Source organism: Haladaptatus halobius (assembly GCF_020618475.1).
Classification (GTDB): Archaea; Halobacteriota; Halobacteria; order Halobacteriales; family Haladaptataceae; genus Haladaptatus; species Haladaptatus halobius.
This window is the reverse complement of record NZ_CP085335.1, coordinates 1,898,136-1,923,294: the sequence shown is the minus strand read 5'-3', so window position 1 is coordinate 1,923,294 and position 25,159 is coordinate 1,898,136. Positions and strand designations below refer to the sequence as shown.

Genomic DNA, 25,159 nt, shown 5'->3' with positions numbered 1-25,159 from the left:
TATACTTCTGAGTCGGGTGTTCTGCTCTGGTGCAGGCCCGAACTCGGTGGATATCATGTTCAACGATAGCATCAACTACCTGAAAAACAGTGACGACGCCGCGAGAACGATTCTCGTCGGCGGACTACTCGGAATCCTCGGATTCCTCATCGTCCCGGCGCTGGTCGTTCAAGGCTACGTGATTCGCGTCCTTCGCCGCGTGTCGGCGGGCGACACGGAAGCCCCGACGTTCGAGAACTGGACGAAACTGGCCGTAGACGGGCTGAAGGCGTTCGCCATCGCCTTCGTCTACGTTCTCGTTCCGGCGATAATCGGTGCGGTGTTCGTCGGCGGCGGAGTGGCGCTCGCCAACGAATCGCCCGCCGTGGGCGGCATCGTCGCCGTCATCGGCGGTTTGCTGACGCTCGTGGCCGGTCTCGCCATCTGGTACGTCATTCCGGCCGCGCTCGTCCGGTTCGCCGAGAAGAACGCGATGGGCGCGGCGTTCGACTACGACTCGCTGTCCCCCATCCTCCGCGACCGGGAGTACGCCACCGGCTGGCTCCTCGCGCTCAGTGTCATCGTCGTCGCCGGGGTGATTGCGAGCGTGCTCGCCGCGATTCCGCTCCTCGGATGGCTGGTGGCGGTCTTCGTCGGCTTCTACGCGCAGGTGACCGCGGCGTACATCTACGCTCGGTCGTACGCGGAAGCGGACGAACACCGACTGCGCGACAGGCCGGAAGTGGAAGACGGCCGACCCGCGGTCTGAACTTTTCTTCGAGTACGAGCGGTAAGCTGGCGCAGAAACAGTGTGAACTACCTTCGTTTTCAGTCCGTCGGCGTGGCGTCGGCCCTCGGCGACTGGCCCCGTTGGCTGGTCGCGGCACCGAACGCCGTGCCGAACATGTAGCTTCCGGCGAGATAGAGCCAGAAGTAGAAGAACGGAGCCGCGAGATAGCCGAGACCGAACGTGACCACGGCGAAGATACTGAACACAATCCCCCCCGCGACCGCGACGAGGAACGTCAAGCCGACGGCGACGATGTACTCCTTGCTCGTTAATACGGGACGGAGCGCATCTAAGTCGAACGCGGAACCGATGCTTCCGGTTCGGCCGAGGTTCGTCAGCGCCGCCGGAAGGAGGTACTAGACGAGGAGCGCGAGGACGAGCGAAACGAGAAGGCCGATGATACCGATGCCACCGAGGATTCCCGCCGAACTGCCCGAACCGCTCCTGCCACCGATGATCACGCCGAACATCACGACCATGACGATGATGGGAACGAGACTATACGCGATACCCACCACTGCACCCTTTAAACCGTCCTTGAACAGGCCGCTCCAATCCTCGAACTCGGGCGGTCCGTCGTCTCCGTGCGAGGTAGCCGCCAGTGTTCGAACCATGTAGCCTCCGACGAAGAACGCGGGGATGATGAAAATGGAGAAAAACACGAGCGCCCCTCCGATGAGGATTCGTGCGATTCCGCTATCGCCTTTCGTCGGGTATGCGAGCGCGTCTTCTAACATGACAAACGAACTGTTATGTCCAGACTATTTAATACCATCTGACACATTGAACGAGGGTAGCGCGGATTCCGAATAGTAGGGCACTTACCGCCGGGAAACGCATCTCCGGCCATGCAGATTCACGACCGAACGTCCCTCGACGGGAATCGAGAGCGAATCACGCTCGTTCCCGAGAGTCTGGACGACCTCTGGCATCTCACCTATCTACTCGAACCGGGCGACAAAGTCTCGGGCGATACGACTCGGCGAATCCAGCGCGCCGACGACCAGATGCGCGACACGGGCGGCCAGCGAGAGCACATGCACATCACGCTCGACGTGGAGGACGTGGAGTTCCACCGATTCGCCAACCGGGTTCGAGTCGGCGGCGTCATCGCCGACTGCTCACGCGAAGACCAGTTGGGTCTCCACCACACGCTCAACGTCGAAGAGCGGGAGAAGATATCCATCGAAAAACAGTGGAAACGCGACCAGTTGGATCGACTGGACGACGCCGTCGAAGCGACCGAGAACCCCGACGTCGCCATCGCCACCGTCGAAGAGGGTGAAGCGCACATCCACACCGTCGCGCAGTACGGGGCCGACGAGTACACCTCGTTCACGGGAACGACGGGGAAAGGCGAGTACGCGAGCGGTCGAACCGAACTGTTCGACCAACTCGGGTCGGCGCTCAGTCACCTCGACGTGGACGCCATCATCCTCGCCGGGCCGGGGTTCACGAAACAGGACGCCTACGACCACATCGCCGAGGAGTACCCCGATCTGACCGAACTCATCACGCAGGTGGACGTGAGTGCCGTCGGCGACAGAGGCGTCCACGAGGTGCTGAAACGCGGTGCCGTGGCGGACGTGCAAGAGGAGACGCGAATCGGCGAGGAGGCGGAACTCATCGACGAACTCACGAAGCGAATCGCGGAAGGTGCGAAAGCCGCCTACGGAATCGAGGAAGTGGCGCGCGCCGCCGACTTCGGGGCGGTCGAACATCTCCTCGTACTGGACGAGCGACTTCGAAAGGAGCGGGGCGCGACCGGCGAGGACGAGTCCGGCGGCGAGTGGTCCATCGACGTGAACGAGGTCATCACCGACGTGGAACGGAAAGGCGGCGACGTGACCGTCTTCTCCCACGAGTTCGCCCCCGGCCAGCAGCTGTCGAACCTCGGCGGCATCGCCGCCCTGCTTCGCTACCGGCTGGAGTAATCTCACACCACTCCATCGTGGACGTGTTTTTTCCGCCGGCAAGAACGCTTAACCTCGAAGCGAACACATTCCCGACACGATGTTTCTGTATCTGGCTGGGAAGTTAGCCATCGTGGCGATCTACTATCTCGTCAGACTCGTTCCCGTCGTCGGACTGAAACTCTCAAATCGCTACGAACACCGGATATTCGGCCCGCTGGTCGAGGACGTGTCGGTGACCGAGATGCGCGCCGAGCGGTCGGGACGCTCCGTCAGCATCGAGATCGAATTCAACAACGACAGCACATTCGACGCCTACATCGTCGGCGGCAACGTTCGGCTTGGGGACGAACGGGACGGCGGAACGTTCTGCAATCTCGTCTGGACGGACGACTTCACCTCACCGCCGAAGAACGTCGAACCGTCGAAGATAGCGGGCGACGGCGAGGGAGCGCTCCGACTTGAACGCCGTCTCGACGGCGAGGAACTTCAGGTGGACGGCGAACTCCGCCTGCGTCGAATCGTCACCGTTCGCGACCGAGAGTTGCCGCTCGGCGTCGCCAGTTTTTCGCTGCCCGAGGGCTCTGTCTCCGCGAAGTCCGGCGGCGAACGTCAGCAAACCGCGGCCGACGCTTAGAGTTCCACCGACAGTAAATCTTCCGCGAAGCGCACGTCGCCGTCGTAGTGCTGGCCGACCGAGTTCAGCATCGCCTCGTGGTTCCCGTCGGTGTGCGGATAGAGATGCGTGAGGTACACGCGACCGATGTCCGCACCCGAAAGCGCCTCGCCGAGTTGACCGGGCGTCGGGTGGTTCGACACGTCAACTTCGTCGGGGAACGAACAGTCGTGGGCGAAAACCGCACAGCCATCCGCGAAGTTCGCCAGCCCCGAAAACGCCTCGCTGTCGCCGCTGAAGGTGAACTCGTCGCCGAATCGGTAGGCGAGACAGGGCATCGAGTGGCGCGTCTCGAACCCCTCCACGTCGAATCCCGCGACGGAGAACTCCCGAGCACCGACTTCGCGCACCCGGAGGTCGATTCGTCCGTCGAGGTAGTCGTGGACGGACAGCAGGCCGTCGAGGAACGCTTTCGTCCCGCTCGGCCCGACGACTTCGAGGTGTTCTTCTCCGGCGAGCCAGCGAGCTTTGAGGAGCGGTAGGAGGTCGGCGACGTGGTCGAGGTGGCGGTGGGTCAACAGGACGGTCAAGACGTTCTCGTAGCCCACTCCGGATTGCTGGAGGCGGTGGAGGACGCCGCTACCGCAGTCCACGAGGAGACGACGCCCGTCGTCTTCGACGACGATTCCGGTCTGGAACCGCTCGCCGGTCGGCATCGCGCTTCCCGTACCGAGGAACGTGACTCGCATACTCGAATGCGCGTCGGGGAGAGGGAAAAGTTTGGTCGGTGCGGAGAGTTACCTTCCCCCGGACACGCTGAGCGCAGCCGAAGGTTTATAACCGAAGACGGAACCACTCCGCGCCACCCGATGGTCATCGCATCGCCCGACGCTCGACGGTTTCACTTTCACTCCGCTGGCACAACCCTCTTTGCCGCCCGATTCCAATCCGAAACAAATGGATGGGAGAACGCTGCTGGCCCGCGAGGGATTCAAGTTCGACCCGGAAGCGGTCGAACTCGCCGACGAGGAGACGCTGGCCCTCCTCGAACCGGCAGTGAGTGAGTGGTGGGTCGAACAGTTCGGGGAGTACGTCCCGCAGAACGGGGGATTTTTCACCCCACCGCAGCGTGAAGCGATTCCGCTTATCCACGCGCGCGAGAACGCCCTCATCGCCGCGCCGACGGGCAGCGGCAAGACCTTGGCCTCCTTCACCGCGATTCTGAACGAACTGTTCCGCAGGGAGCGCGAGACGGGGCTGGAGAACTCGGTTTATTGCCTTTACGTCTCGCCCCTGAAATCACTCGCCAACGACATCCACAGGAACCTCGAAGTCCCGCTGTCGGGTATCCGCGACCGGATGGAGCGCAAGGCGTCGGAGTCCGACGATTCGGAGGAAACGAAAACCGAGGTGCGTCACGCCATCCGACACGGGGACACCGACAGCGCCGCCCGACAGCGGATGCTGAAGGAGGCGCCGCACATCCTCAACACCACGCCCGAGACGCTCGCTATCTTGCTCAACTCACCCAAGTTCCGCGAGAAGCTTCGAACCGTCGAGTACGTCGTCGTGGACGAGATTCACAGCCTCGCGGACGGAAAGCGCGGCACGCATCTCTCGGTCAGCCTCGAACGCCTCGAAAACATCGCGCAGTCGCCGACAAGGATCGGCTGTTCCGCGACCGTCGAACCGCTTTCAGACATCGCGGAGTTCCTGGTCGGGCGGGAATCGTCCGGCGGCGAGAGTCGAGACCACGAAATCGTGGACGCGCGGTTCGTCCGCGAGTTCGACCTCGAACTCTGCTGTCCGGCGGACGACCTCATCCACGCGCCGCGCGACCGCGTACAAGACCGGTTCTACCGCCAACTACACGACCTCGTGCAGAAGCACACGAACACGCTCGTCTTTACGAACACTCGTTCAGGCGCGGAGCGCGTCCTCCAGAACCTCCGAGAGCGGTTCGAGGAGTACGACGAGGGGAACTCGGGCTGTCACCACGGTAGCCTCTCGAAGGACGCCCGCCACGAGATCGAGGAGCGATTGAAAGCGGGCGACTTGGACGTGGTGACCACTTCGACGAGCCTCGAACTCGGTATCGATATGCCCCACGTCGATCTGGTGGTGCAGGTCGGCTCGCCGAAGAGCGTCGCGTCCCTGCTCCAGCGCGTCGGCAGGGCGGGCCACCGCATCGGCCAGACCGTCACCGGTCGGGTCATCGCGCTCGACAGGGACGAACTGGTCGAGTGTGCGGTCATGCTCAAGAAGGCGGAAGAGGGGTTCGTCGACCGCGTGTTCGTCCCCGAGAACGCACAGGACGTGGCGGCTCAACACGTCTACGGCATGGCGATAAACGAAGTTCGGCGGGAAACGGACGTGAAAGCCACGCTCGAGTGCGCCTACCCCTACCGGAACTACTCCGAAATCGAGTGGGAATCGCTCATGCGCTATCTCACCGCGGGATACGAGGGGTTGGAGGACAGGAACGTCTACGCGAAGGTCTGGCGCGACGAGAACGACCCGCCGGACGGCGAGTACCACTACCCGGACTTCCCGGTCGGCGAGTCGCTGATCGGAAAGCGCGGTCGCCTCGCCCGCGTCATCTACATGACGAACATCGGGACGATACCCGATTCGTTCTCTTGCGACGTGTTCACCCGCGCGGACAACGAGTGGGTCGGGGACTTGGACGAGAACTACCTCGACACGCTCGAAAAAGGCGACGTGTTCGTTCTCGGCGGCCAGCATTTCGAGTATCGCTATCGACGCGGGTCGAAGGTGTACGTCGACCGCACTAGCGCGCGCCCGACGGTTCCCTCGTGGTTCTCGGAACGTCTTCCACTCTCCTACGACCTCGGACGGGAGATAGCCGATTTTCAGGGGAAACTGCTCTCACGGCTCGCCGACCGCGGCAAACCCGCGGTTCGGGTGTGGCTTCGGAAGTTCCCGCTGGACGAGAACAGCGTCCGAGCCATCACCCGGATGTTCGACGAGCAGGTTCGCTACGCCGGCCAAGAGAGCATCAGCACGAACGACCGCCTCGCGGTCGAGATCGAGATGGACAGGGACGAGTACAAACGCCACTACTACGTTCACTCGAACTACGGCCGGAAGTTCAACGACGGCCTCTCGCGCGTCGTCGCCTACCGTTGCGCGCAGGCGGCCAACACGAATGTCTCGGTCGCGGTCGCGGACAACGGGTTCACCGTCTCAATGCCCTTGAACCGAAAGGTGGACGTTGCGAGTATTCTTCGCGACATCGACCCCGACGAGGTGCGCGACGACCTCCGCGCCGCGCTCTCGGGTACCGACCTCCTCCAACGCTACTTCCGCATCAACGCGACGCGCTCGCTGATGATACTCAAACGCTACAAGGGGTACGAAAAATCCGCCAGCGAACAGCAGGTCTCCAGCGAGATGTTGTTGGGGTTCGCCGACGAGTTGGAGGAGTTCGCCGTCATCGAAGAGACATACCGCGAGATCGTCGAAGACAAACTCGCGGTCGAAGCGATCGAGGAGATTCTCGGGGCGGTGCAGGCCGGGGAGATCGAAGTCGTCCAGCACAGAGTTCAGTCTCCGACACCGCGAGCGTTCGGCCTCGCCACGCTCATGGCGAGCGACGTGGTGCTCGCGGAAGACGAGAGCGCGGTCTTACGGGAGTTCCACGACCGCGTATTGGAGGAGATCGAGGACGACTACGACGCCCCCTCGGGCTCGGGAATCTCCGCGTCCAAATGAGCCGAGAAACGCGAGGTCATGCTCTTCTCTGCCGAAAGGGTCGCACATCCCCGATGGGGAACGGACGTGGCATCTTGCGGAGTACCTGCTACTCGACGGATCGACGTCGAGGCCTGAACCATTGTACTCCCTGACGTTTATGAGCAGAACCTCACATAGCTACGCTCGATGACTGATGTGGACGGCGTCGACATCACGGAGCTTTCGCCGATGGCGTGGCGACTGCTCCGAGTCGCCGCAGGATTCGAACAGCGTGCCATCGAACGAGAACTGAACGAACTAATGCAGGCCCACGTTTCGATGCTCGAAAGCGGTACCCGCGCTCTCTCGCTGTCACGGCGCAACGATCTGTTCGACCTGTACTCCGCCGAGCTCACTCCGGAACAGATTCGCGCTATCACCGAAAATTTCTAGAAATATTACCATTGTGGGAATTTCTCGCACGGTTATCGAAAGTTATTAACCATCACATTAAGCTATGTTGGCGTGTATCAATGATACAAGGACTATCCTCTGCACGCGGGCGCATCGTCGCGTTCATTCTCGCACTGCTCGGTACGGCCATCATCGCGGGCGCTCCGAACCCCGCCGGGCTTTCGGTTCGCGGGCAGTACGCCCTCGCGACGATGTTCTTCGCGGGGTTTCTCTGGGTGACGGGGGCGTTTCCGTTGGCCGTCACGGCGCTGTCGATACCCATCCTGCTCACCATCTTCGGCGTGTACGCCGACTTGGACGAGGCACTCGTGGGGTTCGCGGATCACATCATCTTCCTGTTCATCGCGGGGTTCATGCTGGCGAATGCACTCCAGAAGTACGACATCGACCGGCGCATCGCGCTGTGGATGATGGCCGTCATGGGGTCGTCCCCCCGCAGACTCGTTCTCGCCGTCATGCTCGCCACTGCGTTCCTCTCTATGTGGGTATCGAACACGGCGACAGCGGCGATGATGACGCCCATCGCACTCGGCGTCCTCTCGCAGATAGTCGGCCGCGAGAATGTCAAATCAACCGCGGCGAGCGCCAACGATATGGACTCCGACATCGCCGCGGACGGCGGCACAGGCGCGGTCGCGGGCGTGGGAGACGACGATTTCACGAATCTCCAAGTTTCGATGCTCCTCGGCACCGCCTACGCGGCGAGCGTCGGCGGCGTCGGAACGCTCATCGGCACGCCGCCGAACGCGGTGCTCGCCGCGCAGTTGAACCAGACGCTCGGCTACGAGATCGGCTTCGCCCAGTGGTTGCTAATCGGTCTTCCCATCGTGGCCATCACGCTTCCCATCGTCTGGTACCTGCTCACGTACGTCCTCTACCCTCCACAGGTCGCGGACGTGAGCGCCGCCCGTGAGAAGGCGCGCCAGTATCTCGCCGAGGAGGGTGAACTGAGTTCCCGCGGCAACCGCGTCGCGGCCATCTTCACGGCGACGGCGCTGCTGTGGGTCGTCGGGGGTCTCGAGGATTTCGTCAGTCCCTACCTACCGTCGGCGTGGGCGGTGACGCTGTACGGTGGCGAGGGGACGAGCGTGTTCGGAGTTCGGGGACACCAAGGGATGCTCTACTACGTCGTGGTCGGACTGCTGGCAATCCCGGCGCTCGTGCTGGCGGATACGATGGAGTGGGACGACCTCGTGGACATCGACTGGGGAACCATCCTCCTCTTCGGCGGCGGTATCGCGCTCGCCGACGCCCTCGCCACGACGGGGGCGACGAAGTGGATCGCCGACACCGTCTTCAAATCGCTCACCGGTTCGCCGATAGTGCTGGTGGTCGGCGCGGTCGTTCTCCTCGTCATCTTCCTGACGGAGATGACCTCGAACACCGCGACCGCGACCATCATCGTCCCCATCCTCATCAGCATCGGGGGCGCCTTCGCGGCCACGCTCGGCCTCAGCGACGTGGCCGCGGCCGTCTTCCTCTCCGTTTCGGGGGCCATCGCCGCGAGTTTCGCGTTCGCGCTCCCGGTCGCAACGCCGCCGAACGCCATCGTCTTCGGAAGCGGCTACCTCAAGCAGAGCCAGATGATGCGCGCTGGCGTCGTCCTGAACCTGCTGATGACGCTCGTGCTCACGGGTCTCATATGGTTGCTCTTCCGGTTCGTCTGGCCGCAGATGCTCTGGTAATTCCGCTATACTCCGTTTTCGACCGTGTCGTGCGAGCGACACGAGGCGGTTACGAGAGCGCTGCGAGGCGCTAAGAGGGCGACACGAGGAGCATATCCAGCGCGTTCGGAACGACGAGCACGTTGCTTCCGGGTTCGACGGCGTCCTCGACCGACCCGCGAGCGTGCATGAGACAGTCCTCGACCACCTCCGGACGTTTGCTTCCGGCGACGAACACGTCGTGGTCGCGGAGCGCGCGCGCCACGACGAAGGCTCGCTGTGCGCCCGGCTCGTAACCGGTGCGCATCTCGTCGTAGAGGCTCGTCGGGTCGGTCGCACCGGCGAGCCGGTCGTAGAATCGTCGCTCGCCCTTGCCCTCGCCTGCGCCCTCCGGCAGTTCGGCGGGGACGACGACGCGCCCGTCGGAGCGAAGTGGGTTCCGGTCGCCGAGGACGACGTAGGTCGCGGCGCGAGTCGCCTGATAGAGGTTCGCGGCTTTGGCTTCGGGAACGCCGGCGACCACCGCGTCGTACTCGCGCTCGACCGGAACGGACAGCGCCTCCTTTGCAGTTTCCGCGAGGTCGGCGACCACGTCTCGGTGGTGACCTGCTCTGGCGCCCAGAATCCCCTGCGGGCCGTGCGTGACGTTCAGACAGAAATCGAGGCCGATGCGGTCTCCGGCGCGGTCGAGCAGTTCGCGGAAGGGGTTGTCATCGATTCGGCCCAGTCTGACGCCCGCCTGCGAGAGCAGCTCGGGGCCGTGGGTGTGTCGGATGAGCGACTCGCCGCCCGCGCCGATTGCGACCGTCTTCGCTCCCCCCGAGAAGCCGGCGTACTGGTGCGGTTCGACCATCCCGGTCGAGAGCACGCGGTCGGCGTCGGCGACGGTCGGATTCAGTTCGATCAGAACCTCGTCCCCGCTCGGCGATGTGACGCGTCCGACTTCGACCGCCGCGTTCGCGTCGTGATTCTCCGCGAGGGCGGCGTGTTCGCCGAGCGCGTCCGAAATCTCCGCGTAGGTCATCGGTCGGTGGAGGCCGAGTCCGAGGACGACGACGACCTGCTCGCGCCCGACGCCCGCGTCCCCGAGTTCGCCCAGAAGAACGTCCAACAGCACGTCGTCCGGCGTCGCGCGCGTCACGTCGGTCACGACGATTGCGACCGTCTCGTCCGGCGACACCAGTTCTTCGAGACGCGAACCGTGCGGGTTCTCGACCGCGTGCTCGGCGGCATCACGCGGATTCACGGGGGTTCCGCCGGGCGGTTCGAGAACGGTCACGTCGCAGTCCGGGAGCGAGTAGTCCATAGGCCGATTTGGGGCGGCGGGAACGAAAGGGTTCAGGTCGCCCAGTCAAGCATCCGGTCGTAGAGGGGTTCGGAGCGAAGCGCGCTCTCGTCGCCGACGAGAACGAGCGACTTCTTGGCTCGGGTCAGCGCGACGTTCACCCGGCGGTAGTCGTCGAAGATGGGGCTGTCCAGATCACCCGTGGCGACGAACGAGACGACGATGACCTCCTTGCTCGACCCCTGAAATCGGTCTACCGTGTCGACCGCCACCGACGCCGGAACCCGGCGGGATATCTCCGCGACCTGCGCCCGGAAGGGTGCGATGACGCCGATGTCCTCGTGTGCGACGCCCGCCGCCGCGAATCGGGCGACGATATCGCCGACGTGCTCAGCCTCCACGGAGTTCGTGTTCCCGACCGACTTTCCGTCAGGGTCGACGAACGTCACGCTGTCGCGCAGTTCCGGCGGAAGCGCGTCGCTCTTGACGCTCGGCAGGTCGGCGATTCGTTGGACGGCCACTTTGCCGCTCGCGGGGCGAAGCGCGCCGCCGTAGAACTCTCGTGACGAGAAGGCCTGGATTCGCTGTGCCATCCGGTACTGGCGTTCGAGCATGACGGAGGCGTCGGGATACCGCTCCACGAGACGCTCGAACAGCGACTCCGAGAGGTCGTTTTCGGCTCGAACGACGGGCGGAAGTTGGTGGTGGTCGCCGACGAGGACGAATCGGTCGGCGAGGTTGACGGCGGCGAGGCTGGCGGGTTCGGTCAACTGCGAGGCTTCGTCCACGAGCGCCACGTCGAACTCCTGTGCGCGCATGACTCGTGAGCCGCAGGTCGCGGTTGTCGCGGCGACGACGCCGGCACCCTGAAGTTCCGCGGCGCGGTCGTTGGGGTCGCCGCCGCGCTTCAGTTTGAGGTCTTGCATATCCTCGCGGACGCCGCTTTCGGTGCCGACGCGCACTACGTCCTCGAATCCTTGCTCCCTGAGCGCTTCCAGCGCGTTGTCCACCGCGCGGTTCGTGAACGCCGAGAGCAGGACGCGGTCGCCTCGTTCGACCAACGCTCTGACTGTTCGCGCGATGGTGTAAGTCTTCCCGGTGCCGGGCGGGCCGTGGATGAGTGCGCAGTCCTCGGCGTTGACGGCGAGGTTCACCGCCGCGTTCTGCGAGTCGTTGTTGGCGATGAACGGTTCTCGGTCGTCGGCGAACTCGAGTTCCCGCCGCCCGAACAGCACGTCTTTCCTGCGCTCATCGCCTTTCAGCAGGCAGTCGTGGAGCGCCGTGAGCATCCGATCCGTCGAGATTTCAGAGGGGTACACGTCGAGCCGCCGGAGTTCGACCGATTCGTCCGTCGTGACGACGATTTCGTCGGTCAGTTTCTCGACGCGGGCGAGTTCCGCGTGCCCTCTGACGGGATGGCCGTTGCTGGCGAGCACCACGTCTCCCTCCCGAATTTTCGAGACCGCGTCGTCCGTTTTCCGGGCGGTGAGTTCCCACCGCCCACCGTCGCGCTGGTGCTGACCGACCGGCTCCAAGTCGACGAGTGCGCGGTCGTCGTTCGCGCGCTCCTCCGCGGTCTGCTCCCAGAGTTTGGCGTACTCCGCGTGGGTCGCTCGGCGCTCCTCTTCGATTTCGCGGTACTTCCGGTCGAAATACTCGCGTTCGTCCTCTGGGATCGGGGTGCCGATTTGCCCGGCCTTCGACTCCTGGTCGAGCCGACCCGAGACGACCATGCAGGTGTCCTTCTCGAAGCAGTACTGACACTTGGCGTTCGCCTCGTAGCCCGTCGGAACGTCCATGTCGAACTCCATCGCGGCGATCGCGTTGCGGGTTCGGACGACGAACTCAAGGAGACCCTTTCCGATGGAGAACTCCTTCGCGGGCGAGAGGTCGCCCGACTCCTCGGTACGGTCTAAGGCGGTGTTTTTGGTGTAGAGCAGGGTGCCGGTGTCCGCCGGAACGTCGCGTTCTTGGAGGAGTAAGGCGTAGCAAGCCGCCTGAATCTTGTCCTGAAAGCGCGGCTCGCGGTTCGTGTTCTTCCCGGTCTTCAACTCGACGGGCATACCTCGGCGGAGCGCGTCGCACCGCCCTTTGATGCCGAACCGTTTGCTGATGAGGGTGTACTCGCTCCGCCACTCGTCGGTGTCGGTCAGGACGCCCTGTTCCAGCCAGCCTTCGATGGCGCAGGCGTTCTGGCGAACCTCGCCCGCGACTTCCTCCGCCTCACGGCCGAGTAAGCCGAGTTCCAACCCCGCCTCCTCGACGCGCTCGTCGATAGAATCGTCCAAGTCGCGCCCGCGGAGCAGGTCGCCGAACACCTCGTGGACGACCGTCCCTTTCACCACGGGGTAGTTCAGGGGGATTCCTGAGAGCTTGTTCAGGTAGTACATCCGGGGACACTGCACCCACGAGCGAACGTCGGTTACGTCCACGATGAACGAGGGTTCGACCACGACGTAAGATTCTTCGCCCGTCGCGTACTGCGTCTCGCCCCGGTACTCCGACTCCTCGACGTCGGTCACCAGCAGTTCCATCCCCTCGCGGAGTTGCTCGGCGGTCTCGGTCCACTTCCCCCACAGCGTCACCGTCTGCGGCGCGTCGTCGTCCGGCTGGACGACCACCTCGGCGAGTTCGCGTTCGCCGTACCGCGTCGTGACGGTTCGCACTTCGCCCGGTTCGGAGACTATCCCCCGTAGATTCACAAGCAGTTCGTACTGCTTCGGCGCGAAAAATTCTGTCGGTTGCGGCGTTCGGAGATAACACCGCGACGTTTCCGTTTCTAGGAATGAATCCACGAGGGCGTTCGGGAACACGGTCACACCGATGCCGAAATCGCCTCCCGAAGGGTGTCCGCAACTTTTCGAGCGCACGATCACTGACCATTCGGCCACTCGAAACTCGCCGATGGAACCGGCGCACGAATCCGAAAAAGCGACACGTTAATCTCCTCGGCGTGACAGGGTGTACCCATGCGGGTTCGAGACTGGCAGGACGTTCTCCAAGACGTTATTGACCGCGACGTCGACCCCGAGGGCTGGCGGGCCGCCGGGGGTGCGCGAGCGGGCGGTGTCGGCGAAGACCTCTACCTCGGCCACCCGAGCGCAGGTCTGTACCACCTAAAGACGTACGCGAAAAATCCGTTTCAGGTTCGAGGCGTCGGCGCACAGGTCGCCCGGAAATTGGACGACGAGATAGGGAGCTACCTCCCCGAAAAGGAGTTCCGCGGCGGTCGGTTCGCGGTTCGCCACCCGGAGCGAGAACGCCCGAACGAGAAGGAGGCCGAGGTGCGCGCGAAACGACTCGAAGAGACCATCAAAGCTCACGCGGACGCGCCGACCTCGGCCGCCGACCTATTCGACGACGTGATGGAGGCGATAGAAAGCCCGGCCTTCGGGCCGATGGACTTCGACAACTACGACCGCCCGGAGTCGGTCGGCGACCTCTCGGAGACGTTCGAGGAGGCGGAGAAACTGCTGAGTTCGGAGCTGGACGACCTCATCGACGAGGACGAAGTCGGGCGCGGATTTCAGTAGTACGGCTTCACCGACGAAAAACTGACGACCGCCTTCACGAACCATCCTCGTGAACAGGTGACACAAACGGACGTTTCACCCAGTCCCGCCGGGGTTTAAGCACCTCCCGTTCGCACCCACTTCGCATGGGGGCCGAAGACACGGTACACGATTACTACGAGGCACTCCGGCGAGGTGACCCTCTACATCCGTTCTTCGCCGCGCGGGAGGATGTCGTGAAGTTCGGAATTAGCGAACGCCTCACGGGATACGACGAAATCGCGGCGGGACTGTGCGAACAGACGAACGCCACCGCCGACTGGAACGTCGAGAGCGAGCGCTTCCGGGTGGTCGAAGAAAGCGAGTTCGCCCGGTTCTCTGACGACGTTCGACTCGCGTGGGTCGACGCTCGGACGGGTCTGCGGCGAGCGTTCGACACTCGGTGGAGCGGCGTCCTCGAACGGGACGAAGACGAATGGGTTTTCACCGGCATGCACGTCAGCATCGCACGGGAACTCTGATGGTCGGGCCGATATCCAGCGAAGAGCGAACCGCCGCGATGAGCCGCCTGAAAGCCGCAATCGTCCTGCTCGTCGGCTCCTCGGGCGGACTCATCGCGCTCCACGCCGGTGCGAGTGCGGTCGGTATGGCGGTCGCGGTGCTGAGCGGACTCGTCGTCGGTGGGCTGTTGGTGTGGTACCTCGACTGGATAACGCGATGACCGACCGCTGTCCACCGTACTCTTTTGAGGCGGGCGTCCGAACTCGTCACATGTCTTACGACGAACTCCGCGACGAACTACGGACGCCGTCCGCCCCCAGTATCGTGGCGTTTCCGGACGGAAGCGTGGACATATACTGCCGAGTCCGCGACGGCGACGGGTACGTTAGCTCCAGAGAGGGGTTCGGAAGCGAACTCAGTGACGGAGCGGAGTCGTTCCGCCTCGAACCCCGAGACCGCGAGGCGGGCGGACAGGCGGTGAACATGGCGACGCAGGCTCACGCGCTCGGCGGTCGCGTCACGCTGTTCGGGCACCTCGACCACCCGACGTTCGCCGACCTCCCGTACGCCAACCGCTCGATGGGGGAGCCGGCCTCGGTTTCGGTGGTGGAGTTAGAGGGCGACGCCGTCATGCTCGTGACCGAGCCCGAGGCGATTCGAGAGTGGACGATAGCCGACCTACGGGTCGCGGCCGGCGGTGATCTGACGGGAGTCTTCGATGCGGACGGTGTCTGCTGCGGGAACGTCACGTCGTTTCCGGCATTGACGGACATGTTTCGATACCTCGCGTCCCGAGGCGGTTCGGGCGGCGCGTTCGTCTTCGACCCCGGCGACTTGACCGACGTTACCGACGACTTCGTGGCCGACTGTTTCGACGCACTCGCCGACCTCGACGCTAGATTCGACGTGGTCGTGAGCGTGAATCGTCCGGAGTTAGAGCTACTCGCCGAGCAGGTCGGCGCGTCTCGGAGGTCGGACGCGAGGAAACTGGATGCGGTGAGGGCGAACGCGAACGTCTCGGCGGTCGTCTATCACGGCAAAAGCCGGGCGGTCGCCGCGACCCGCGACGGAACCGTGACGGTCGAAAATCTCCCCGTTTCGACTGTCGAGCGAACGACCGGGGCCGGAGATAGGTTCTCCGGCGGAATGACGTTCGCTCTCGCGGTCGGAATGGAGTGGGAACCGGTGCTCGCGCTGGCGAATGCCTGCTCGTCGTGGCGCGTCGAACGCGGAACGACGGCGGAGAGGGACGATGTTCGAAAACTAATTCCTGAAGGGTGAGATCGGGAAACCGCAACTACGCGCCGACTCGAGCCAGCCATCGCTCGGGGTGGTCGAGTTCATCGTCGCTCGGGAGGTTTTCCGGCGCGTCCCACACCCGCGTCGCGGTTTCGATGTCCCTCGATTCGACCACGTGCTCGAAGAACGCCTTCCCGCGCTCGTACTGTCTGCGTTTCAAGCCGAGACCGAGTAGTCGTCGGACGAGCTTCGAGAGGGGGTTCATCCCCTTGCGCCGCGCCTCGATCTTCCGCCGGAGGTCTTCGTACTCGTCGTCGAACGCCTCGTCCATGAGGAGTTCGGCGTAGCCCTCGACGGAGGTCATCGCGGCGTCGAGTGTCCGGAACGCCTCGCGGTCGACCTCGCCGTGAGCCAGCGCTTCGACGCCCGACTCCATCTGCGCTTCGAGGTGGTCGGAGAGCCACGGGGCCGCGCCGAACTCCGCGGCGTGGGTCACCTCATGGAAGGCGATCCACCTGCGGAATCGGTCGAAATCCACGTCCAGCTTCCCCGCGATGCGCTCGATGTTCGGGTGGACGAAGTAGAGGGCGTGTTCGTCGCCCTCCGCGAGCAGGAGGGGATCGTACTGCCCGAGGACGTTGTTGCCGAGGAGCGAGAGCATCACCGACATCGTCCCCGTGTTGAGGACGCGGGCGACGTCGGGGAGCACCGTCGGGCCGTGTTCCTCGATGGGTTCCATCACGCGCCGAAACGTCGTGATGTTCGCGTCGATCCAGTGGTGGCGGTTCTGGATCTCGACGGTGTCCGGCACGTCGAACGAGACGCCTGACACCGCTCGAACGCGGCTTCGGGCGTCGCGCACGTCGTTCGCGTACGCCGATTGCTCCGCGGACGAGAGATCGATGGAGCCGGTATCCGTCGCCGCCTTCGCAGCTTCGGCGACCGCGGCCCAGTCGATGGGGCCGGTTCCGGACGCGTTCGTGACGGCCCGGACGCTACGATAGAGATTCACGATTCCCCGTTGGGTTCGAGCCGACAAAATGCTTCTGTCTCCTACCCCCGGCGTCTGTTCCTGCGCATCGCCAACACGACGACGGCGAGCACGACGAGTAACGGGCCGAGTTTCCCCGCGATCGCCGGCCCTGATTCGTCTCCGTCGGTTCGCCCCCAGTCGAGCGACGACTCCGCGGACGAATCGTCTCCGCCCACGTTCAGCGTGAAGTTCGGCTCGTGTAGGTGAAGTTCGAAAACTCCCATACTCCTCCTTCGGTAATCTCTGCCTTATCGGTTCGGGATAGATGAAACATCAGTTACACGAAGTGGTGGTATCCGGGAGGTTGAAGATACGCCGCCTCCCGATTTCCCGTATGAACGAAAAACGACGCGAATTCCTGAAAACGTTACTCACGACGCCGAGTCCCTCGGGGTTCGAAGTACCCGGCCAGCGCGCGTGGGTCGAGTACGTCTCCGAGTTCGCCGACGAGGTACGAACCGACGAGTACGGCAACGCCGTTGCGGTCGCCGAGGGCGAGGGCCCCGAACTGGCCTTCGCGGGACACGCCGACCAGATCGGGTTCATCGTCGCCGGTATTGACGAGGACGGATTCCTCCGAATCGACCGAATTGGCGGCTCGGATCGCACCGTCTCCAAGGGACAGCACGTCGAAATCCAGACCGATGATGGCGTCGTCCGCGGCGTCATCGGCCAACGGGCGATCCACCTCCGCGAACGGGAGGACGAGGAACTCGAAGATATCGTCGAACAGCACGTCGACATCGGCGCGGCGAACGAGCGCGAAGCCGAGGAACTCGTGGACGTGGGCGACCCCATCGTCTTCTCCCCCACCGTCGAAGAACTCCACGGGACGAGGTTGGCCGGGCCGGGCATCGACAACCGCGTCGGGACGTGGGTCGCGGCCGAGGCCCTCCGACGCGCGGCGGAACGCGACGCGGACGCGACGGTGTACGCCGTGAGCACGGTACAGGAGGAGGTCGGCTTGCAAGGAGCCAAGATGGTCGGTTTCGACCTCACCCCCGACGCCATCGTCGCTATCGACGTGACCCACGCGATGGACAGTCCCGACCTGACGAACGAGGAACGGTTCAAGGACATCGACGTCGACCTCGGCGGCGGCCCCGTCGTCGCACGCGGAAGCGCGAACCACCCCGAAGTCGTCGCGGTGGTGCGCGAGGCCGCACGTGAGGCGGACATCCCCGTCCAGCTGCAGGCGTCGGGAATCCGCACCGGAACCGACGCGGATGCCTTCTTCACAGCCCGAGGCGGCACGCCGTCGCTCAATCTCGGCCTGCCGAACCGGTACATGCACACGCCGGTCGAAGTCATCGACACGGACGACCTGGAGGCCGCGACGGAGCTCCTCGCCGAGTTCGCGGCACGGTCGAGCAACCGGGACGAGTTCGCGGTCGACCTCTGATTCGGAGTCGATCGCTCTGACTCGCGTTCCGGTACGTTTATCAACGCAAACACTGGGTTTGTTGATATGAGCGGACGACCACTCGACGTGCTCGAAGCGTCGCTGAACTCCGCGGTGACCGTGCAGTTGAAGGGTGGCGAGGAGTTCACCGGCACGCTTACCGGCTACGACCAGCATATGAACCTCGTCATCGAGGACGAAGACACAACCATTATACGCGGCGATAACGTCGTTTCGATCACTCCATGACTGGTGCAGGAACCCCAAGCCAGGGCAAGAAGAACAAGACGACACACGTGAAGTGCCGTCGCTGCGGCGAGAAGTCCTACCACATTCGGAAGAAGGTTTGCTCGTCGTGCGGATTCGGCAAATCAAGCAAACGACGCGACTACGAGTGGCAGAGCAAAGCGGGCGACAACTAACTTCCGCCGCGGATCTTTTCACTCTTTCCGGGCATCGACCGTCGAGCCGCCGGTATCTCGCGCCCGACGATACGCATAATCGTGCATATTTCGTGTTTTCGAGATACTGAATTCGGCACGATAACGAGAGTTTTTACTACCGGCCCGCGCTATGGACGCCTATGTCAGGTGGCCGGGCCGGGAACCTCGAAAAACCAACCGAAAAGTGTGGCGTCGTCGGCGCGTCGCTGGCGGGTCGAGACGCCGCACGTCCCCTCTACTACTCTTTGTACGCCCTCCAACATCGCGGGCAGGAGTCCGCGGGTATCGTCACGCACGACGGATTCCAACAGCACAGCCACGTCGAGATGGGACTGGTCGGCGACGCCTTCGGCGAGGACGATATCGACGGCCTGGCCGGAAGCGCCGGAATCGGTCACGTTCGGTATCCGACCGCCGGAAGCGTGGACAAGAGTTGCGCCCAGCCCTTCACCGTCTCGTTCAAGAGCGGGTCGCTCGCGCTCTCGCACAATGGGAACCTCGTCAACTCCGACGAGATTCGGGACGAACTCGCCGGAAAGGGTCACGCCTTCACCTCCGACGGCGACACCGAGGTCATCGCCCACGACCTCGCGCGCAACCTGCTCGAAGAAGACCTCATCCGCGCCGTCAAGCGGACGATGAACCGCATCCACGGCTCGTACTCGCTCGCAATCATGCACGACGATACCGTTCTCGGCGTGCGCGACCCCGAAGGAAACCGGCCCCTCGTCATCGGCGAGGTCGAGGACGGATACGTCGTCGCCTCCGAATCGGCGGCCATCGACACCATCGACGGCGAACTCGTCCGCGACGTGCGCCCCGGCGAACTGGTCGTCCTCCAACCCGACGGCGAGGGGTTCGACACCTACCAACTCGTGGAGCGCGAGCGAACCGCCCACTGCTTCTTCGAACACGTCTACTTCGCCCGCCCGGACAGCGTCATCGACGACAATCTCGTCTACGAGGTGCGGCGCGAACTCGGCCGAAAGCTCTGGGAGGAAAACGGCATCGAAACGGACGTGGTGATGCCCGTACCGGACTCGGGGCGCGCGTTCGCCTCGGGGTACGCGGAAGCGGCCCAAGAGGACAGCTCGGACGTGGAGTTCGCGGAAGGGATGATGAAGAACCGCTACGTCGGGCGGACGTTCATCATGCCGACGCAGGACGAGCGGGAGCGCGCAGTTCGTCTCAAACTCAACCCCATCAAATCCACCGTCGAAGGGCGAACCGTGACGCTCATCGACGACAGCATCGTCCGCGGGACGACGTCGACCCAACTCGTCCAACTGCTCAAGGACTGTGGGGCCGAGGAAGTCCACATGCGAATCGGCGCTCCACCCATCGTCGCGCCCTGTTACATGGGCATCAACATGGCGACTCGCGAGGAGCTCATCGCCTCGGACAAGTCGGTCGGGGACATCCGGGACGCCATCGACGCCGACAGCCTCGCCTACCTCTCGAAGGAGGCAATCGCGGAGTCTCTGAGCACCGAACAGGACGACCTCTGTCTGGGCTGCGTGACCGGCGAATATCCCTACGACATCGACGGCGAGGAGACCGACCGCGACGCGACCCGGCCCGTCATCGAAGACGCGAGTTCGGACGACTGATTACGGAGGATTTCGGCGGGTTTTTCAGGACAGTAGCGAGCGCGGACAACGAGCACCGTGAGTCGTCCGCAGTGACCGAGAGGCACCCATACAGCCTGGAAAACGGGATTTCGGGTTTCGTTCGAATCAACGTTTTCCGGTGGAGCCTGCTTCTCGACCACAACCACCGAGACGCTAGCTGATGCCGGTTCTAACGAAGCCCTCAGTCACCTCAGAAGACTCGCTTCGCTCGTCTTCCATCGGTTCCTTCGCCCTTCATCCGCCGAGGCCCGCAGGTCGTTCGTGAAGATGCCGACGAAAGGTAAAACTCGGCCTGCTGTCGGGCGTCTCTGACTGCTGACTCGAATTTCGAAAAATCACGGTTTCAGTCGAGCAGTCGGTGAATGTCGTCCTCGTCCAGGATGTCGAGGAGGCTATCGCCGTTTTCGTACCGCTCCCGTTGCCTCGGCGTGAGGAACGAGTCGTCGTTCCGTTCTTCCAGTCGTTGTTCGAGCATCTCGTCCAGATCGTCCTCGTCGTACCCCGGAATCGGCATACACGATGTATGATTCGACGGGGGAAATATCGTGCGGCTAGCTACCACGCCACTTCGTTATCTCCCCTTTGAGAGCGTGAAAAACGGCGACCGGCGAGGTCAGTAGACGACGTACAACAGCGCGTAGACGACCACGCCGAGCGTGAACGAGACGAGCCACAGCGAGGCCGCAACCCTCCCCACGCGGCGATGGTTCGTTCGCGGAATCGCGCTGACCGGTCGGGAGAGCGCCAGCAGGAGCACGTAGTAGAGCAGCGGGATGCAGACGATTGCGAGGAGGATGTGAACCGCCAGTATCGGGAGGTAGACGAACCGCTCGACGGCGCCGGGACCGGGGAACTCGGTCGGCCCTTCGAGCGACACGCGGTAGAGGTAGAGACCGAGGAATGCGACGAACAACGCCAGTCCGGTCAGCATCCCGGCGCGGTGGCGGGCGACGTTGCCGCGTCGAATCGCGCGCCACGCGCCTCCGATGACGGCGATGGCGACGACGCTAATGACCGCGTTGGCGTGCGGAATCGCGGCTATCACCGAGTCGGGCGCGCGCGGAATCGACTGCTCGGGAACGACGCCGAGCACCGCGCCGAACACCAGCGCGAGTGAGACGGCGGTCAGAAGCGCGGTCAGCGCCGGAACGTTGTTTCGAACCGTAGCTTCCATACCACGATTTCGTACTCGGGCGGCATACCAGTTACTTCACGATTCGGTACAGGCGCTCACCATCACACGCCGGACAGGTTTCGGACGGAAGGTCGAACGCCCGGCCACAATCGGGACAGACGTAATCGATTTGGGTGTTCCGAATCCGGTTTACGAGGCGGCGAACGGGCATGGTTTCTGCAACGTGCGCGTCGATAATTACGCTACCGGCAGTCGATTGATAGGTTCGTGCGAACCCCTCTCGTTTCCGAGTCAAATGAAAGCCCTTTTATCGGGCCACCATCAACGGTTGAGTGCGGAAAGAGACAGCGGGCGTGGGTAGCCAAGCTAGGCCAACGGCGCAGCGTTGAGGGCGCTGTCCCGTAGGGGTCCGCCGGTTCAAATCCGGTCCCACGCATCGCACACGCGGCTTTGCCGCGGAATGTGAGGCGGCGACGCCGCCGAACACGATGCAGGTGATCTCCTTCGCGGACATCACCCACGCACAATTCCTACCGAAACGACACTCGCCAGCCGAAGCTACTCGATTCTCGGATTCAGAACCCTTCGTGCGTGGCGATTCGGTCGCGCCACGCCGGCGGAATCGGACACGGTTCGCCCGTCTCCGGGTCGACGAAGACTTGCACGACTTCGGCGGTGGCGGCCACGTCGTCGCCCGCGCGAATCTCGTGTTCCATCGGGACGCTGGACTCGCCGAGTTCGGGAACGCGCATGGCGACGGTCACCTCGTCTTCCACCGTGATCGACCGGCGGTAGTCGATTTCGAGGTGGGCGATGACCGCGCTCACCTCCGCTAGCGAAATGCCGATAACGTCCCGCGAGTAGTCGACTCGGGCCTGTTCGAGATACGTCGCGTAGACGGCGTTGTTGACGTGACCCATCGTATCGAGGTCGCGGTAACGCGGTTCGATGTAGGTGGTGTAGCCGAACTCGTCCATGGAAACCGTAGCCGGAGGCGGATAAATCCGTTTGTCGGTTCGGAACTGCTAGCTTCTTCGACGATAATGTCACTCAAGAACCCTGACGTCTCGGAGTCGGAGCCGACCGAGTTTTCGAACGTCCACGTACCCGACTCGTACGAATTCGACGGAAATGAACCGCGCGTCTGCGGCGTCAGAACCGGCTTCGACTTCGCCATCGGTCGCCGCGCGGTCGGTGCGGTAATTGATTGAGCGGTAGTTCGCCCGGGAACTCTCCGAGAGAACCGTCCCGACGAGCTCCAACTCGACAGGATCGACGACGAGTCCCGTCTCTTCACGGAGTTCGCGGGCGCCGCCCGTGCGGGTTCATCGTACTCTGGATGCCCTGCCGGGAGATCTCAGTGACCAGCATCCCGGCCATCCTCTCGCTGAATCAGCAGAACGCGGTCGTCTTCGCGGACGGTTACACTCGTCGTCGGCACCGACTGTCGTCACCACATGTGATCGCACGACGAACAATAGTCGCGGTCTCTGTCTTCGATCTCGGCGTTCGTGAGTTCGTTACCGCACTCGGGACAGTAGTTCGCTGCGCAGGCGATCATCGTGCTCGCTGTTGCATTAGGTGGTCAACCATTCTTCCGCTGAAGTTATCACGACCGAAACGATACGACGCGCAGAAAAGTGTTTTCGTCGTCCTTCGATCGGCAAGCTTAGTCCGACCTGACCATCACGTCGGTTGCTTTGACGACCGCGGTCAGTTCCATCCCCTCCTCGACCTCTAAGTTCTCGACCGATTCGCGGGTGACGACCGCGGTGACCGTCTCGCCGTTCACGTCGATGGACACCTCCGCCGTGACGTCTCCCGTTTTCACCTCGACGACCTCGCCGCTGAGTCGATTTCGCGCGCTTAACATCTCTCTCCCCCCGGCGCGAAGACGACGACCGAATCGATAAGCGTTCGGGCGCGGTTTGCTCCGGGGCGCAAACGCGATATTGAAATGTGGCCACTTCCTAACAGGTGTATGGCCAAATACTCGACCGGGAACTCCTCCGGCGGCGGCAGTGGCGGTTCCTGCGAACTCTGCGGGAAGACCACCGACTCGCTGACCGAGGCGAGCGTGGCGGGCGCGCAGTTGGAAGTGTGCCGGAACTGCGCGAGCCACAGCGACACGACCAAATCCAAGAGACGGGAGCGCACGGAACCGACCGAACAGGAGAGGAAACGCCGAGCCGCCCAGCAGACGGCGAAGATGGACGACGCGCGCAAGGGTGACGCGAGCCACTGGGAGGAGGAGGGAACGAACTACGCCGACGACCCGCTTCCGTACCTCGTTCCCGACTACGGCGACCGCGTGCTCGAAGCGCGACAGGATGCCGGACTCCAGCGGGGGGAACTCGCCAACGAACTCGGCATCGCGGAGAACGACCTCCTCGCGGTCGAGCAGAACCGTGCGAACCGCGCGAGCGTCGGCGGATCGGTCATCGAGGCGCTCGAAGACCACCTCGGCGTGACGCTGTCGGAATCGGCGTAGCGTTTTTGTCCGCCCGTTTCCGAGAACGGGTATGACTCGCGCGCCAGCGGAACCGTACCTGACGAGTTTCGACGCAACCGTCGAGCGCCGAGACGGTCGCGACGTAGTGCTTTCGGAGACGTACTTCTACGCCGAGAGCGGCGGCCAACCGGCCGACCAAGGAACGCTCGAAAACGCCCCCGTCGCGGACGTGCAGAAACGCGATGGCGAAGTAGTCCACACGCTCGACCCTGAGTCGGTGCCTGATTTCGAAGCGGGCGACACCGTCGTCGGCCGGGTCGACGAGGAGTTCCGCACCTACTGCATGCGAGCGCACACCGCGAGTCACGTGCTCTACGGCGCGGGTCGGAGGGTGTTGGACGACCTCGGCTACGGCGGGTTCGACATCGGCGAGGAGAAAGTTCGCGTCGATTTTCAGACCTCGACCGACGTCAACGACGCCCTCCTCGTGGAACTCGAACGCCTGACGAATCGCGCGGTCTGGGACTCGCTTCCGGTGTCGTGGGAGGAGGTGTTGAAATCGGAGGCGATGAACCGCGACGAAATCGCGTTCAACACGAAGACGGAGGAAGGTGTGCTGAGCGATTCCGACACGGTTCGCGTCGTCGAGGTCGCTGACTGGGACGTGGCGGCCTGCGGCGGAACCCACGTCGAAAACACCCGCGAGATCGGCCCCGTGACTCTCCTCGACCGCTCGAACCCCGGCGAAGGCCTGACGCGCGTGGAGTTCGCGGTCGGCCCGTCCGCCATCCGAGAGCGAACCGACGAGAAGCGGTTGGCGCTCGACGCGGCGCGAGTCGCGGGGACGAGCGTCGCGGACTTGCCGGACGAGGTCGCCCGCCTCTCCGACGAACTCGCCACCCTCGAAACTGAGCTACGGGACGCGAAATCCCAACTCGTCGGCGCGACGATCGAAGACCTCGCGGACGAGACGGTTTCTCGTGACGGCCGAGAGTGGCTGGTCGGCACCATCGACGGCGTCGGTCCGAACGAACTCGTGGACAGGGTGCAGGAACTTGCGGGCGACGCGGCGGACGTAGTCGTTCTCGCCGGAAAAGACGGCGCGACGTTCCTCGTGGTAGGGACGGACGGCGACGTGGAGGCGGGCGACGTGGTGAGTGACGTGACCGCCGAGTTCGGCGGCGGCGGTGGAGGCAGTCCGACGTTCGCACAGGGTGGCGGACTGTCGGCGGAGCCGGAGGACGTGGTCAGGTTCTTACGTGAGTGATATGCCGATTGGCAGTCCTGGTAGAGTCAGTATCCAGAACTGACCTGCGAGTAGGAGACAAGTTAGAATCACTAGAAGAACTCGTTTACTAAATAAGAATTTAACCAACGTGACGGATGATTCACCG

Annotated in this window: 27 protein-coding genes, 1 tRNA gene and 1 pseudogene; 18 read left to right on the top strand and 11 right to left on the bottom strand. The window is 63.5% G+C overall.

Annotated features, from left to right (window positions below):
- Positions 1–55 precede the first annotated feature (55 nt).
- On the top strand, positions 56–748 hold the full coding sequence (locus LIW51_RS11100; protein WP_227374195.1) for a DUF4013 domain-containing protein: 693 nt from the start codon (positions 56–58) through the stop codon (positions 746–748).
- A gap of 59 nt (positions 749–807) precedes the next feature.
- Here LIW51_RS11100 and LIW51_RS11095 read toward each other — a convergent pair.
- A pseudogene (locus LIW51_RS11095) lies at positions 808–1,506 on the bottom strand (DUF4013 domain-containing protein).
- 111 nt (positions 1,507–1,617) lie between these two features.
- Here LIW51_RS11095 and LIW51_RS11090 point away from each other — a divergent pair.
- Both LIW51_RS11090 and LIW51_RS11085 read left to right on the top strand, forming a co-directional pair.
- A complete protein-coding gene (locus tag LIW51_RS11090) occupies positions 1,618–2,703 on the top strand; it encodes an mRNA surveillance protein pelota (RefSeq protein ID WP_227374194.1) in 1,086 nt (361 codons plus the stop codon).
- Between the two features lie 79 nt (positions 2,704–2,782).
- Positions 2,783–3,319, top strand: coding sequence for a hypothetical protein (locus LIW51_RS11085; protein WP_227374193.1), 537 nt, complete (start codon positions 2,783–2,785; stop codon positions 3,317–3,319).
- Here the strand turns inward: LIW51_RS11085 and LIW51_RS11080 are convergent.
- Positions 3,316–4,047, bottom strand: coding sequence for an MBL fold metallo-hydrolase (locus LIW51_RS11080; protein ID WP_227374192.1), 732 nt, complete (start codon positions 4,045–4,047; stop codon positions 3,316–3,318). The two genes, LIW51_RS11085 and LIW51_RS11080, sit on opposite strands and share 4 nt — an antisense overlap.
- A 208-nt stretch (positions 4,048–4,255) precedes the next feature.
- Here LIW51_RS11080 and LIW51_RS11075 point away from each other — a divergent pair, with 208 nt between their 5' ends.
- The 3 genes from LIW51_RS11075 (at position 4,256) to LIW51_RS11065 (ending at position 9,153) form a co-directional block, all read left to right on the top strand.
- Positions 4,256–7,033: an ATP-dependent helicase gene (locus LIW51_RS11075; RefSeq protein WP_227374191.1), complete on the top strand. Its 2,778-nt coding sequence runs from the start codon at positions 4,256–4,258 to the stop codon at positions 7,031–7,033.
- A gap of 168 nt (positions 7,034–7,201) precedes the next feature.
- Complete coding sequence (locus tag LIW51_RS11070; RefSeq protein ID WP_227374190.1) at positions 7,202–7,447, top strand: DUF8599 family protein; 246 nt, start codon at positions 7,202–7,204, stop codon at positions 7,445–7,447.
- 80 nt (positions 7,448–7,527) lie between these two features.
- On the top strand, positions 7,528–9,153 hold the full coding sequence (locus LIW51_RS11065; protein ID WP_227374189.1) for an SLC13 family permease: 1,626 nt from the start codon (positions 7,528–7,530) through the stop codon (positions 9,151–9,153).
- A gap of 70 nt (positions 9,154–9,223) precedes the next feature.
- Here LIW51_RS11065 and LIW51_RS11060 read toward each other — a convergent pair whose 3' ends face one another.
- Both LIW51_RS11060 and LIW51_RS11055 read right to left on the bottom strand, forming a co-directional pair.
- The gene (locus LIW51_RS11060) at positions 9,224–10,438 is read right to left on the bottom strand and encodes a lactate racemase domain-containing protein (protein ID WP_227374188.1); all 1,215 of its coding nucleotides are present in this window, start codon (positions 10,436–10,438) and stop codon (positions 9,224–9,226) included.
- A 32-nt stretch (positions 10,439–10,470) separates the two neighbouring features.
- Positions 10,471–13,119 carry an AAA domain-containing protein gene (locus tag LIW51_RS11055; RefSeq protein ID WP_227376790.1) on the bottom strand — a complete coding sequence of 883 codons (2,649 nt, stop codon included), beginning with the start codon at positions 13,117–13,119 and terminating at the stop codon, positions 10,471–10,473.
- Positions 13,120–13,386: 267 nt separating this feature from the next.
- Between LIW51_RS11055 and LIW51_RS11050 the strand changes: the two genes are divergently transcribed.
- The 4 genes from LIW51_RS11050 to LIW51_RS11035 all read left to right on the top strand — a co-directional run bounded on the left by LIW51_RS11050 (position 13,387) and on the right by LIW51_RS11035 (position 15,711).
- Positions 13,387–13,950 carry a hypothetical protein gene (locus tag LIW51_RS11050; RefSeq protein ID WP_227374187.1) on the top strand — a complete coding sequence of 188 codons (564 nt, stop codon included), beginning with the start codon at positions 13,387–13,389 and terminating at the stop codon, positions 13,948–13,950.
- Between the two features lie 125 nt (positions 13,951–14,075).
- Positions 14,076–14,450, top strand: coding sequence for a nuclear transport factor 2 family protein (locus tag LIW51_RS11045; RefSeq protein ID WP_227374186.1), 375 nt, complete (start codon positions 14,076–14,078; stop codon positions 14,448–14,450).
- Positions 14,450–14,650 (top strand): DUF8527 family protein, encoded by a 201-nt coding sequence (locus LIW51_RS11040; protein ID WP_227374185.1) that lies wholly within the window; start codon positions 14,450–14,452, stop codon positions 14,648–14,650. Before LIW51_RS11045 ends, LIW51_RS11040 begins: the two co-directional genes overlap by 1 nt.
- A 50-nt stretch (positions 14,651–14,700) precedes the next feature.
- A complete protein-coding gene (locus LIW51_RS11035; protein WP_227374184.1) occupies positions 14,701–15,711 on the top strand; it encodes a carbohydrate kinase family protein in 1,011 nt (336 codons plus the stop codon).
- Positions 15,712–15,727: 16 nt separating this feature from the next.
- On the opposite strand, the gene LIW51_RS11030 is transcribed toward LIW51_RS11035, so the two are convergent.
- Positions 15,728–16,681 carry a zinc-dependent metalloprotease gene (locus LIW51_RS11030; RefSeq protein WP_227374183.1) on the bottom strand — a complete coding sequence of 318 codons (954 nt, stop codon included), beginning with the start codon at positions 16,679–16,681 and terminating at the stop codon, positions 15,728–15,730.
- Positions 16,682–16,722: 41 nt separating this feature from the next.
- A complete protein-coding gene (locus LIW51_RS11025; RefSeq protein ID WP_227374182.1) occupies positions 16,723–16,926 on the bottom strand; it encodes a hypothetical protein in 204 nt (67 codons plus the stop codon).
- Positions 16,927–17,036: 110 nt separating this feature from the next.
- Between LIW51_RS11025 and LIW51_RS11020 the strand changes: the two genes are divergently transcribed.
- From LIW51_RS11020 to purF, 4 genes are all read left to right on the top strand, one after another.
- Positions 17,037–18,104 (top strand): M20/M25/M40 family metallo-hydrolase, encoded by a 1,068-nt coding sequence (locus LIW51_RS11020; RefSeq protein ID WP_227374181.1) that lies wholly within the window; start codon positions 17,037–17,039, stop codon positions 18,102–18,104.
- A 66-nt stretch (positions 18,105–18,170) separates the two neighbouring features.
- Positions 18,171–18,353 carry an LSM domain-containing protein gene (locus tag LIW51_RS11015; RefSeq protein WP_227353953.1) on the top strand — a complete coding sequence of 61 codons (183 nt, stop codon included), beginning with the start codon at positions 18,171–18,173 and terminating at the stop codon, positions 18,351–18,353.
- Positions 18,350–18,526, top strand: a complete 177-nt coding sequence (locus tag LIW51_RS11010) for a 50S ribosomal protein L37e (protein WP_227374180.1) — start codon at positions 18,350–18,352, stop codon at positions 18,524–18,526. Before LIW51_RS11015 ends, LIW51_RS11010 begins: the two co-directional genes overlap by 4 nt.
- A 161-nt stretch (positions 18,527–18,687) precedes the next feature.
- Positions 18,688–20,157, top strand: coding sequence for an amidophosphoribosyltransferase (gene purF / locus LIW51_RS11005; protein WP_227374179.1), 1,470 nt, complete (start codon positions 18,688–18,690; stop codon positions 20,155–20,157).
- A 364-nt stretch (positions 20,158–20,521) separates the two neighbouring features.
- On the opposite strand, the gene LIW51_RS11000 is transcribed toward purF, so the two are convergent.
- From LIW51_RS11000 to LIW51_RS10990, 3 genes are all read right to left on the bottom strand, one after another.
- Positions 20,522–20,692, bottom strand: a complete 171-nt coding sequence (locus LIW51_RS11000) for a DUF8027 family protein (RefSeq protein ID WP_227374178.1) — start codon at positions 20,690–20,692, stop codon at positions 20,522–20,524.
- Positions 20,693–20,791: 99 nt separating this feature from the next.
- Positions 20,792–21,352: a DUF420 domain-containing protein gene (locus LIW51_RS10995; RefSeq protein WP_227374177.1), complete on the bottom strand. Its 561-nt coding sequence runs from the start codon at positions 21,350–21,352 to the stop codon at positions 20,792–20,794.
- 31 nt (positions 21,353–21,383) lie between these two features.
- Positions 21,384–21,608, bottom strand: coding sequence for a hypothetical protein (locus LIW51_RS10990; protein WP_227374176.1), 225 nt, complete (start codon positions 21,606–21,608; stop codon positions 21,384–21,386).
- A gap of 56 nt (positions 21,609–21,664) precedes the next feature.
- Here LIW51_RS10990 and LIW51_RS10985 point away from each other — a divergent pair.
- A tRNA-Leu gene (locus LIW51_RS10985) sits at positions 21,665–21,749 on the top strand.
- A gap of 139 nt (positions 21,750–21,888) precedes the next feature.
- Here LIW51_RS10985 and LIW51_RS10980 read toward each other — a convergent pair.
- Complete coding sequence (locus LIW51_RS10980; RefSeq protein ID WP_227374175.1) at positions 21,889–22,290, bottom strand: acyl-CoA thioesterase; 402 nt, start codon at positions 22,288–22,290, stop codon at positions 21,889–21,891.
- 66 nt (positions 22,291–22,356) lie between these two features.
- On the opposite strand from LIW51_RS10980, the gene LIW51_RS10975 reads away from it, so the two are divergent.
- Positions 22,357–22,524, top strand: coding sequence for a hypothetical protein (locus LIW51_RS10975; protein ID WP_227374174.1), 168 nt, complete (start codon positions 22,357–22,359; stop codon positions 22,522–22,524).
- A gap of 458 nt (positions 22,525–22,982) precedes the next feature.
- Here the strand turns inward: LIW51_RS10975 and LIW51_RS10965 are convergent, their stop codons facing one another.
- Complete coding sequence (locus LIW51_RS10965; protein ID WP_227374172.1) at positions 22,983–23,186, bottom strand: TOBE domain-containing protein; 204 nt, start codon at positions 23,184–23,186, stop codon at positions 22,983–22,985.
- A 108-nt stretch (positions 23,187–23,294) separates the two neighbouring features.
- Between LIW51_RS10965 and LIW51_RS10960 the strand changes: the two genes are divergently transcribed.
- Together LIW51_RS10960 and LIW51_RS10955 are read left to right on the top strand one after the other, a co-directional pair.
- Positions 23,295–23,804: a helix-turn-helix domain-containing protein gene (locus LIW51_RS10960; protein WP_227374171.1), complete on the top strand. Its 510-nt coding sequence runs from the start codon at positions 23,295–23,297 to the stop codon at positions 23,802–23,804.
- A 31-nt stretch (positions 23,805–23,835) separates the two neighbouring features.
- Positions 23,836–25,032, top strand: coding sequence for an alanyl-tRNA editing protein (locus LIW51_RS10955; RefSeq protein WP_227374170.1), 1,197 nt, complete (start codon positions 23,836–23,838; stop codon positions 25,030–25,032).
- Positions 25,033–25,159 lie beyond the last annotated feature (127 nt).